Here is an 11,848-nt window from a genome sequence, read left to right as displayed (position 1 = left end):
CCCTTACTCATCCAACCTATAACCTATTCCTCTCACTGTTTTTATAATTGTATTATTCGTAAGTTTTTGACGAAGACGCTTTATAGCTACTGATAATGTATTATCATTTACAAATTCCCCATCGCTATCCCACAGTTTTTCCAATAAAATCCCTCGTGTTAAAGTACGGTTTTTATTTTCTAATAGTTGTTGAAATAGATTATATTCACCAATTGTAAGTTCTATTTCGAGATTATTTTTATATACCTTTGTTTCTGATTTAATCATTTTAATATTCCCACACCATAGAACATCTTCTTGTATCTGCTGTTTTACAGTTCTCCGCAAAACAGCCAATATACGAGAATGCAAAACACTTAATTTAAAAGGCTTGGTTATGTAGTCATCCCCTCCAATATCTAGTCCTTTTACAATATCGCATTCTTCATCCCTAATAGTAAGAAAAATAATAGGAATGTCTTTAATTTCTTTTACATAGCGGCAAAAATCAAAACCTGACCCATCAGGTAAATTTAAATCTAGTAATATTATGTCAATGTCTGTTTTAAAAAGCTCTTTCCCTTTTTTTAAATTCTCTGCATGGATAACTTTATAACTATTTCTCAATAAAAATGACTTTATACCTAAAGCAATTGTTTCATCATCTTCAATCAAAAAAATCTTAAGCATTCTCTAACCTCCTTAACCTTTACATTTAATAATCACACTATTTTTCTTTTTAACTTTCAAGTATAAATAATTTTTCTACCGTAGTGTTTAATAGTATAGCAAGGTTCATAGAACATAACAACGCACCAAGAAATTTCCTCATAATAATGACTCCATAATGTAAAAAGTTTTTCTACAATTTTTTTTAATACTAACCTAAACAAAATGTAAATAGTTTTATACTTTTGTTGATTGTGGTATAAAAATAATTTATAGATTAAGTGGCAGGATTCCCACCTGTTAGAATATACACCCTGTCGGGACGCACCGCGAATCGGTGCCATACCCCTAGTACATTTTAAAGTTATTATATTATATAAAAAAGCCATTCCCTTGCTAAAAACAAGTTAGTTAAATACATGAAAAAAGAGAGAAAATTAATCTCTCTTTTTATAAAATTCCATAACTTCTGACCTGCTAAACAATGTGCTTTTCTTTGATTTTTTAACAGGAATTAGCTTTGATTCTTTTAGTAACTGGCTGACGTATTGCCTTGACCTCCCAACAACATAAGTATGCCATATTCACTTTGCATATGAAAAGTGAATCGACAAAGAAATTTATCTAAATAATGTCATAGTCAATTTCTTAAAGGATTATTATATTAAATAGAGAATTACTAAAGTATAATTTATGTATCTAAACTTTAAAAGGAATTGTCAAGGAAACAAAAAGGTAGTAGCAACAGAAAGAAAGCTAAAATAAAAGCAGCAAAATCACATAAAAAAATAGCTAATCAATAGCTGATGCTAGCTTCGCAGAATTTAGAAGAATGTTAGAGTATAAAGCTAGATGGTATGGTAGAAAAATAATAATAGCAATGTAATAAAAGATATATTGTTAGAGAGGTTGGAATGACCTTGATAGCTTGAATAAACTTGTAGCATTAGCTATATTGATTGAGAGTTATAATGTAATTAAAAAAATATCTTGATTTGGAGTGAGTAAAGTGGAAAAAAGCAAAAGAACAATATACAATCAAAATTGGGAAGAAAAGAATAGGAAATATTCTAGTTATCTAAAGAGTAGGAGCAGTTGCAAATCATTTATACGCAATCACGCAACCATGGAAGACCTGGAATCAATAGAGCAGTTAATTTCAGAAAGAAAAAAAATATTATCAGATGAAGGCGAGAACAGTTAGTGTTCTTGTCTTTTTTTTACTATTCTGAATGTTTGCAACGATATATAAGAAAATTAGTCTTAGTCCAATAGAGATTTTATCCTAGGATCATTTTTGGCAAAATCAAGGGTTTTGTCTTTTTTAAATGCCCCTTTTACTAATCTTTCATATTTATCTTTGCCCCAACTGTTGGTCACATTAAATTTCATATGCTTATATAGTTTTGACTTCATAGCATCATCCATGCTACGTGCTTCATTTACCATATTTATAATCATTTCTATAGCTTTATCTTTATCCTGTTTTTCTTTTGCATACCATAAATCTAACGAATATTTATGGTATGCTCCTAAATCAAATGCATCAGCGACCTTTTTAGCACGCTCTATGTATTCTTCTGCTTCACTAAATTTCTTTTCTTTATATGACAGATTTATCATTAGAGATAACGCCCCAAAGGTTTCATGAGCATTTTTCCTTAATTCACCCTCATAAATGCCATAAGCTTCATCAATTTTCCCGCTACTTTCATATAATAATGCCTGTTGAATTTTTTTATCCACCTCTACTTCTGGAATTTTATCTAATAATTCTTGAGCTTTTTTATACTCTTTTTTAGCCCTATACATTGCTGATAATTCTAATTTTGCCATAGAAGCTGTCTTTTCTTTACTACTTGTTGCTACAAGTTCAAGCCAAACGATGATTTTCCTTTCATACTTATCTTTTTCCTCAATTTGAGGCCCTAATAAATATATTCTTAATACTACTGATATCCAATATATCAACTCATCACAATTTGGATATTTTTTAATTAAATCACTGGCCTTTTCAAAAGCCTTTTGGAGTCCCTCTTTTGATGCCATTTCACCTACCTCTTTTGTAAGCTTTTTTACTTCTACATCTGTTAATTCCTCATTAAATGCCAATAATGTATTAACATCAATTTTTAAAACACGTGCAAGAGGTGCTAACAGTGCTATATCTGGGCATGATATTCCATTTTCCCACTTATTTACTGCTGGTGTACTTATATTTAAATAATTAGCAACTTGCTCTTGAGTAAGATTTTCCTTTTTTCTATAATTTCTAATAACCTCACTTATTCTCATAAAATTAACTCCTCCATTTTTTTGTACATTTAATTAAATTAGGACTTCGTTAATTAACTGATATCAAATCTATATAATTTAAACAATTGAAGAATTTTCATCTTTTATTCATAAAAATTAACTATTAGTTAATTTAATTTTCCTAATAAAAACATTTAGAATCTTACTTATGATACAGTATTTCCACTTGCAAGCATAGCCTTAACCATTTTATATCAATGGTTAAAGCTAAAAACAACCTCCGTTACTTATGATACGATTCAGCGTTCCTAATCATAATACTTTTTCGCCGTTAAGTCACCATATTTCTTAACTCAACAATACGCGAGTTAGCTAAAGCATTTGGTGCACACAATCCAGCTTCTAAAATAGCTTACTTTCTCCATAATATTGGAGTAATAAACCGAACGGAAATAGTAGCAACGTATTACCCAAAATCTAAGACGTTTCAAAACTAAATATGTATACAGTTATTTTTGAAACATCCTAATAAATCTACCGAGTATTTACTACTTGGTAGCTTTCTAATATCTTTTATACTTAATAAATCAATAATTTTTCACTCCTGCTTTCCTCTTTTTAATTCACCAAAATAATATGTTTACAAAAAACTAGTGCAAATTCTATTTGCACCAGTTTTTTAAGAACGAAATAGCATCTCCAAAATTTAACATTAGAAGTGAAAAAATAAGCATTTGCATTAAAACTTGTATTAAGTTTATATTTTTATTAAAGTGAGTTTTTTTAACTCCATAAGGGTTTTTGTGAATAAAGACATGGAAAGGGGTGTATAAAAAAAATATTACCACCATACCCATAAGATAATTTTTTGTTACATAGGATGAAGCTAGTATTAATACAAATGACATATGCAACCAGATCAAATATCCATAAAAAACCTGTTCTAAACAGAACCAGAAATATTTTACTATTTTACTTTTATCCATATAGTAAAAATCCCTCCTAACCATTAGTTTAACGTATAAATAACACTCTCTTATATTAACATTATATGGTAAATATTAATATAGTTGTATGTCTCTGCTTGAATTCCAAATATTTCTTAACTATATGTTTAGGCATTAGTTAAGCTCCTGGTGGTCCAGGAGCTTTTATTTCTTGTTCCTTATAGGAGTAGTGCCAACTAAGCTGTCATGAAGTGCAAAACAGTTAAATTTTAGTTAAATTTAGTTAAATTTTATTTAATGGCTATGTTAGACAATAATGATGATAATACATCTAAAATTGGCTTGTCCATTTAATACAAGCCAATAAACTTTTCCCTAATCATTATGAAATATAATATTTTATGATAGCTAAAATATTGTAAAAATACGATTAATGGATTATTTAAGGAAAACACGTATAGGCTACTAAAAATTATACTTATACATTCTGCCATAAAACATTTATTTACTATAACCTACATTCCTATGAATGCCATTTAGAAACTGTTTATTAATCAATTTGAGTACAATTTTCTTGTAAAACATATATCCTATCCAAGCACCGAATGTATTTAATATTATGTCATCAATATCAAATGACCTTCCGAAATTGCCTACATAGTAAGATAAAAGTTGAACAATTTCTATGCCTAAAGAAAACAAAAATGAAATTAAAATTGTATTTTTCATATTATCAAACTTTCTCCATAGTATTGGGAGTAATAAACCGAACGGAAATAGTAGCAACGTATTACCCAAAATATTCTTAATCCAAAATTTAATCATAAAACTTTGCATTTCGGGATTTTGCCTAATACTAGAAACATCCTTTACCGTATTAAAGACTGGTACAACATTTATTGAAACATTACCCTTTTGACCAGTCCAGTTTATAAATAAAGGGAATAAAGTTATTCCTATAAAACAGAGAATATAAAGAAAGAAAAGGTTTAACACAATCTCTCTTTTAATTGAAAATTGACCCTTACTGCGGTTTTTGAGAATTGAAACTATTAATTTTTTCTTTTGTTTTTTATACCAACTTTATAGTAAAAATAGTATAATTAAATAAATACTGTTAAAGCATCTCCTGAGAAGCTGAAGTATTAACTAATACATGCATATGTAAAACCACTTAAGGAAGTTGATAATGAGATAAATTCTCACATAGAATATTTCGGAAAATTTTCATTTAGAATAGGGAGATGATAATATGACCACGGTTTTATTATTTATATTTAATTTTATAGTTATAATCGGCTTAATAAATTTATTTTCAAGTAAAGTTAGTAAGTATGCAATTAACAAGTTTAATATTACCAATGATACTATTGACCATCTAAAAAAAATATTAATCAGATTTGTTATTATAATTATACCTTTAAACTTACTTTTTTCACCTATAATATTTTCTATATGCTCATCTACGATAACAGTTATAATAATTAGTATAACTGTTATCGTAGATGGAATATGTGTAATCTGTTTAACTAGTTATTCAAAATTACAAAAAAATTAAATAACTAAGTTACTAAAAGCTTATTCTCGTCCAAAAATAAATAGTTTGTATATTATACATTGAGGTCGTTAAGTTCAGCTATATGTCCATAGATCGTTATTAAGGCATTTAACCGTACGAAATACACAATTCTAGTAATTTTTTTATAGTATAACCTGCATGTTTCATCCTTATTTATCTATATTGCCAATCTTTTGGAAAACAACATATGAATATACAGTTGGCACAACTATAATTGCTACTACAATAATTATGAAAGCTATTCCATTGAAACTTATTCCTGTAATAGCTAATAATATATTTAGGATACCTCCTATAACCCATACTGGTGCAGCCATCCTATGAGTTTTTCTCCACACTTCTTCATTTGCTAAAGTCCAAGGATTTTTTATTCCTACAAAATAGTTGTATTTAATTCTTCCCATAACATTTCCTATTGAAATAAATAGCAATGAACCCAATATTGGTATAAAAACTGACTGATTTATTACAACTCCTGTAGCTATTAAAAGTGTAGTCACTTCTATGCCAAGTAAAAATATAACTAGTAGGTACTTTAAATATTGATAAGTTGAATGAAACCCATCATAATTTTTTCTTTTAGGATCTATATAAGGAAGCAGAATAAATAATAAATAAATTCCTAAATTTATTAATGGAAGGCCGAAAGTTCCGAATAATTTGCTACCATAACCATCTATTTGCCCTTTATGATTCCAGTGTGTTGGTACTCTATCAGGGAGTGATGGATAGAAATATGCTCCAAGTGCAAACCCTAATACAATAAGAATTAAAATTAACCAATCTTTCTTCAAAATATTATTTATCTTTTTCATTTTCAACTCCTCCTTCATTAACATGTGCTGTATTAAAGAACCAATTAGTTACTTCCTGGAATACCGTAGTATCAAGCGAATAATAAATATATTGCCCCTTGCGCTGATCGGTTACAAGCAATGATTGCTTTAATGCATTAAGATGGTGAGAAATACTTGGCTTAGTCATATCAAAATGCTCTGCTATTTCCCCTGCAGTCAAATCACCATCTTTTAATAATAAAATAATTTTTCTCCTTGTTGGATCTGCAAGTGCTTTAAATGGTAAATTGAGAATTGACATATTAATTTCTCCTTTAATACAATTAGATATTTAAACAACAGTCTAATTGTATTGCTAATTTTTTAAAATGTCAATCTTTTCTTATTACAAATCCTATGCTATCAATATAGGTAGAATAATTATGAATAAAGCTTGTTGCTCCCCCCTTCAGTTCAAATTCCATACGCTTCATCCAAAAAGTTTTTAAGCCGGTAGGCTTTAAGTCTTCTCTCTCATTTCTTTTAGAACTTCTTGTCTAGAGTTCGCCTGTAAGTCACGTAGAATAACTACACATTAACAGTATGAACTTTCTCCGTAATGACTTGAAATAAGAGGTGAAAAGACAATTGAAATTTCATTTAGAAATTCTCCTTTTGCCAATATAAAATTATCGTGAGCCTGGCAGGAAGTCAGGCTAGCGAATTCTTATTTCAATTCATATAGGAGAAATTTCATACTCTTACGTATACTCTAGCTTTACCTTGCTTCCTCCCTGTCCCTGCTCTGACGGCGTAACTATTAGTTTTACAGGCACTCTACTGCGAAGCTCCTCCACATGACTTATTATTCCCACAGATAATGTACTTGAATGAAGTTTTTCAAGTGAGTTCATTACTACTTCTAGAAGATTCGTGTCTAGTGTACCAAATCCTTCATCTAAGAAGAAGAACTCTAGTGGAGCACTCCCTTTTAACTGAATTTGTGAAGACAGCGCAAGCGCAAGACATAGTGAAGTTAAGAAGGTTTCTCCACCGGACAATGTATTGGTTTCACGTCTTGTTCCTCCATTAAAATCATCCCTCATTACAAAGGCTCCATCAGAATCAAGCTCCAATGCGTAACGTCCTCTTGTTATGTCTTTTAATCGTTTTGAGGCTTCCATAGATATGTATTTTAGCTGCTTCATAGCAACATATTCCACAAATTTATTCCCTTGAATTAACGTGTCAATTTCTCTTAAAAGACTAAGCTTGTGTTCTATAGCGCTTCTCTTTATTATAAGGTTTTTAACTTCTAGTAGCTTTCTTTCCATTTCCTCAAGGGCCCTATATTGAGCTCCTATTGCTTTGGTTTTTTCTTCTAAAATCTTCCCAAGTACTTCTCTTTTTTCTTTTACCTCTTCAAAGAGTGTAGCGTCTATTTCTTTTCCATTAAGTAAATTTTCTACTCTTTGTAAATTATCTATTATGCTACGTTTAGATTCTTCATACTGTTTTATTTCTTTTTCAATTAGTAACAAGTCTCCTCTTGAAATTAAATAAAGACAAGCTATTTCAGCATTTTCAAAGGAATTTTCTTTAAGAGCTATGTCTAATTTTTTTTCTCCATCTTCTAGCATCTTTAAAAGCATTTCGCTTTTGTTTTCTTCACTGGTTTTTTGAGTGTCTAATCTTTGCTTTTCTATATTTTCTTTTTCTAAAATATCTTTTAAACTAGCCTCAATAGATGTTATATCCTTTATTTCATTTTTCACCTTCTCTATTTCAATTTTAGGTGTACGATCCATCTCGGGGGTAAATCCACAGAGTTCAACTATTTGGATAGTCAAACGGTCTATTTCTGCCTTCTTTTCCTTACCGCTGGTTTCTATTTCCGTTTTTGAAGTGGTAAGATCCCTTAAGCACTTGTCTACGTCAGATGCTTCCTTTTCTAATGTTACTAGCTCTACTCGAAGCTTCCTTGCCATGGCAGTTAGTTTTATTACCTCATTGTCTATATCTTTAAGTTGCTGAATTTTTTCCTTTATGGATACTGATGTTATACTACCACTTTGATTTTGCTTAAATGAACTCTCCTGATTAAGCAAATCTACTTTTAAAAGCTCATGCTTTTCGCGCAGCAGCTTTAATCTGCCTTCTGCAATAGACAACTCTTCATCTATTACTATTAGCGCTTCGTTTTCTTTTCTTAAACCTTCTCCAAGTTTTACTTCTTCCATATCTACTTTGCTTTTTTCATCACGTAGCTTATTTAGCTCTAAGTCTATCTCAGTTTTTTGCTTGTTGTAGACTTCTAAGTTTTCCTTAAATTGAATTAATGAGGATTCTCTTGCATCTTTCTCGCGGCGAAGCTCCTCAATGTTTATGTCGTGAAGCTTAACATTAACTATTTCTAATTGGCTATTTATATACTCCTCATCGCTTATTAACCTCACAAGTTTTATTTGCTCTTTTTGATAATCTTTAGATAAATTTTCTAAGTTTAACTCTCCACTTTGCTTTAAACTCTTCTTAGTTTCTAAACCAGTATTCACTATTAGCTCTGCTACTTTTGGATGATGCTCCGACCCACACACTGGGCATAGTCTTGGCTTACCAAGTTCGTCTCCCTCTTTTAAACTAGAGGCTAAAACTGCTGCCATGTTAGCTTGTTCTATTTCCTTTATCTCACCTTCTATAATTTTAAGCTGAGCTTTCACACTTTCTATAGATTCTTCTGCATTTTTTAGATTTAACCTACCTTTTTCGGTTTCAATGTTAATATTTCTATATTTCCCTTGTAGTTCACCCTTTATTTTATGGTTTTCTACAGCTTTCTCTAGGGTATCCCGTAGCGAACTATAGGCCTCCTGTTTTTCTAGCAACAAATTATTATCTCCCGGGAAATTATTTGCTATTTTCTTACTTTTTTCTTCTAAAAGAACTAGTTTATTTTGTTTGCTTTCCTTAAGTATAATAGCTTCTCTATGCATTAACTTTGTGGTATGTGCACCCTTCTTTAAATCTTCCCCTTTTTTCTTAAGCTCTTGTACATTTTTCGTTGCGGCCGAAACTTCTAGTTCACTGTTATAGGCATTATACAATTTTTCTCTATATTCTGGTGGTATTTCTATTCCACTTAGTTTTTCTTCAGTAACGCCCAATTGATTTTCTATTTTCGACTTATTGGTAACAATAATTGCACTTTTTAGATTTTTCTCACTTATATTGCTTCTAATCTCTTTATGCTGTTTTAAAAGGATATCTTTTTCCCCCGCTAGATAGCTTATTTTCTCTTCAATATTCGTAGCTTGTTTAAGACTTACTTCCTTTTCAATTAAAATAGGAAGTTTATTGTTTTTATCAGTCCACGCTTTATCATAAGAAGTTTTTGTAATATTCAGCTTTTGACATACAACTAAAAAAGCACTGCTTAGTTTTTGAAGTGTATCCTTGTTTATCGCTAATCTTTTCTTAGTTTCATATACATTGTCAATATAGGGTTTTACATTTAATGCTGAACTTCCCCTCGTAAATTTTTCTTTTTTATTTTTTATTTCTGGTACTTGTTTATTTAAGTCAGCTTCTTTTTTTACATACTGGCTTTTTTCTTGTTGTAGCTCCCAGATAGTTTTATATTCCTCGTACTCTTTATCCACAGTTTTTTTATCAGCCTTAATTTGTTTTTCTTCCTGCTTTAAACCATCTAGTACGGATTTTATTTCATTATGGCCTTCTTCACCTACATCTTCATATCCCTTCATTTCCCCCTGAATCATAGTTTGAGTCTTTAGGTTTTCATTTCTAACTGATCTTATTTTTTCATAAAGCTTGGTACCGTATTTTTCTAAGGCAAATATTCGCTCTAGCATATTTCTTCTTTCTTTTCCTGTAAGCTTTAAAAATTCATTGAATTTACCTTGAGGTAACACGACTGACCTTGTAAAATCCTCAACTTTCAGTCCTATTATTTCTATGATTTTCGTGTCGATGTCCTTTGGTCCTTCTGCTAGTACCTTGTTTTCATCAGCATTTTCCTTATTTATTTCTATAAGCCTTGCATAAGCAGTTTTGAAGTTTCCAGTTTTTAATCTCTTTATGCTTCTTTCTGCTCTATATAGTTTTCGGGTTTCCCCTAGTCCTATTTCAAAATCGAAGCTTATTTCTACAACATTTGTTTCTGTGTTTACAAACTCTTTGGTGTCTCTGGATACTTTTCCATAAAGAGCTATGGTTATCCCATCTAAAATTGTGGATTTACCACTAGCTGTTGGACCGAAGATACCGAAAAGTCCTTTTTCCGTAAGTTTTGAAAATTCAATAGTTTGTTGCTGTACAAACGAATTTAGCCCCTTTATTTTAAGATTTACTGGTTTCATCTTTGGGTTCCTCCTCTTCATCTAATGCTATGTTTAAAAATAATTCCATAATTTCATCCGATGGCTCTAGCCCACCTTTTGCCTTTGTAAAATATTCTCTAAACATTTCCTCCATGGATTTTTCCCTTAGGCTTTCCTCTAAATCTGCTTCGCGTTCTATCCCCTCAAGTATTGGCTCTATGGAAACTATATCAGGTCTAAGTCTTTTCATTTCTTTTATGTTTTCGGTGCTTATTATTTCTTTTGTCTTTATTTCAAGGTATACCCAAATGTTTCTTTCGCCCTCACTTTTGCATTTTTCTATCGCTTCCTCGGTGCTGTTACATTTCCATACTTCTATAGGCTTGTAGTTTCTAAACATTATTTGTGAGACTTCCGCTTCGCCCCCAGCTTTAACATCTACGAGGTACGCTCCCTTGCTATAGTTTATTTCGCTTTTGCTATATTGAATTGGGGATCCGCAGTATCTTATCATCCCCTTAGTTCCTGGCACTTTCTGTGGTCTATGAAGATGACCCAAGGCTGAGTACTGAGCTTTCTTTGGGAATTTAGATGGTGAAACTGAAAGACTTCCCCCTAGTTGTATACTTCTCTCTGACCCACTTTCCTCTCCACCCATAACATAGAGGTGTGACACTGCTAGGTTTACAGTATCTTCCCTATATTTATCAGATATATTTTCAAACAGTTCTCCTATTCTGTCAGAATAGCTTTTTTGCCTCTCTTCATCATTAATCTCTATTGAAAGTACTTCATTTAACCTTTTTTCACTTGGATAAGGTAGTGTTATAATAACTGCTTTTTCCCCTCTTATACTAAGCTCTAAGTACCCCTCGCCGCTTTCTATTATTTCAAAATCACACTTTCCGTCATTGTTAAATTCTCCAAATACGCCTTGCCTTGCTATACTCTTTGGTTCCCCTAAAAGTACCACCCCATGACCGTATGCAAGAGGGCTCGGTGCAACTAATCTTTCTGGATTATCATGGTTACCTGCCACAACTAACACTGCAGTTTTCCCGCTACTTGTTATATCCTTAAGTGTGCTATAAAACATTTTTTCAGCTCTTGCTGGTGGATTTCCATTGTCATAGATATCTCCAGCTATAAGTACTAAATCTATATTGTTTTTTTCAACTATTTCTATAAATTCTTCTAGAAATTCTTCCTGTTCCTCTAGTCTACTGTATTGCTCTAAAGTCTTCCCCAGATGCCAATCGGAGGTATGAAGTATCCTCATTTGTATCTCCCCTTTTTTAGGTT

At 31.3% G+C, this 11,848-nt stretch carries 10 protein-coding genes and 1 pseudogene; 3 read left to right on the top strand and 8 right to left on the bottom strand.

What is annotated here, in order from left to right:
- Positions 1–3: 3 nt before the first annotated feature.
- The gene (locus tag ACWJKE_RS14880) at positions 4–669 is read right to left on the bottom strand and encodes a response regulator transcription factor (protein ID WP_216302428.1); all 666 of its coding nucleotides are present in this window, start codon (positions 667–669) and stop codon (positions 4–6) included.
- 689 nt (positions 670–1,358) lie between these two features.
- On the opposite strand from ACWJKE_RS14880, the pseudogene ACWJKE_RS14875 reads away from it, so the two are divergent.
- Together ACWJKE_RS14875 and ACWJKE_RS14870 are read left to right on the top strand one after the other, a co-directional pair.
- A pseudogene (locus tag ACWJKE_RS14875) lies at positions 1,359–1,528 on the top strand (RNA-guided endonuclease TnpB family protein); the annotation flags it as partial.
- A 129-nt stretch (positions 1,529–1,657) separates the two neighbouring features.
- Positions 1,658–1,852 (top strand): hypothetical protein, encoded by a 195-nt coding sequence (locus ACWJKE_RS14870; protein ID WP_216302458.1) that lies wholly within the window; start codon positions 1,658–1,660, stop codon positions 1,850–1,852.
- 59 nt (positions 1,853–1,911) lie between these two features.
- On the opposite strand, the gene ACWJKE_RS14865 is transcribed toward ACWJKE_RS14870, so the two are convergent.
- From ACWJKE_RS14865 to ACWJKE_RS14855, 3 genes are all read right to left on the bottom strand, one after another.
- Positions 1,912–2,943 carry a helix-turn-helix domain-containing protein gene (locus ACWJKE_RS14865; protein ID WP_216302427.1) on the bottom strand — a complete coding sequence of 344 codons (1,032 nt, stop codon included), beginning with the start codon at positions 2,941–2,943 and terminating at the stop codon, positions 1,912–1,914.
- Between the two features lie 623 nt (positions 2,944–3,566).
- Entirely contained in the window at positions 3,567–3,890 is a 324-nt protein-coding gene (locus ACWJKE_RS14860) for a hypothetical protein (protein WP_216302426.1), read from the bottom strand.
- Positions 3,891–4,352: 462 nt separating this feature from the next.
- Positions 4,353–4,847 carry a VanZ family protein gene (locus ACWJKE_RS14855; protein ID WP_216302425.1) on the bottom strand — a complete coding sequence of 165 codons (495 nt, stop codon included), beginning with the start codon at positions 4,845–4,847 and terminating at the stop codon, positions 4,353–4,355.
- A 256-nt stretch (positions 4,848–5,103) separates the two neighbouring features.
- Between ACWJKE_RS14855 and ACWJKE_RS14850 the strand changes: the two genes are divergently transcribed.
- Complete coding sequence (locus tag ACWJKE_RS14850) at positions 5,104–5,409, top strand: hypothetical protein (protein ID WP_216302424.1); 306 nt, start codon at positions 5,104–5,106, stop codon at positions 5,407–5,409.
- Between the two features lie 170 nt (positions 5,410–5,579).
- Here the strand turns inward: ACWJKE_RS14850 and ACWJKE_RS14845 are convergent, their stop codons facing one another.
- The 4 genes from ACWJKE_RS14845 to ACWJKE_RS14830 all read right to left on the bottom strand — a co-directional run bounded on the left by ACWJKE_RS14845 (position 5,580) and on the right by ACWJKE_RS14830 (position 11,825).
- Positions 5,580–6,245, bottom strand: coding sequence for an SdpI family protein (locus tag ACWJKE_RS14845; protein ID WP_216302423.1), 666 nt, complete (start codon positions 6,243–6,245; stop codon positions 5,580–5,582).
- Positions 6,229–6,528 (bottom strand): autorepressor SdpR family transcription factor, encoded by a 300-nt coding sequence (locus tag ACWJKE_RS14840; protein WP_216302422.1) that lies wholly within the window; start codon positions 6,526–6,528, stop codon positions 6,229–6,231. Before ACWJKE_RS14840 ends, ACWJKE_RS14845 begins: the two co-directional genes overlap by 17 nt.
- Positions 6,529–6,967: 439 nt before the next feature.
- Positions 6,968–10,585 carry an SbcC/MukB-like Walker B domain-containing protein gene (locus ACWJKE_RS14835; protein WP_462958918.1) on the bottom strand — a complete coding sequence of 1,206 codons (3,618 nt, stop codon included), beginning with the start codon at positions 10,583–10,585 and terminating at the stop codon, positions 6,968–6,970.
- On the bottom strand, positions 10,566–11,825 hold the full coding sequence (locus ACWJKE_RS14830) for an exonuclease SbcCD subunit D (RefSeq protein WP_216302420.1): 1,260 nt from the start codon (positions 11,823–11,825) through the stop codon (positions 10,566–10,568). Before ACWJKE_RS14830 ends, ACWJKE_RS14835 begins: the two co-directional genes overlap by 20 nt.
- Positions 11,826–11,848 lie beyond the last annotated feature (23 nt).

The organism is Clostridium sp. CM036, assembly GCF_055081135.1.
This window is presented reverse-complemented; position numbering and strand designations above follow the sequence as displayed.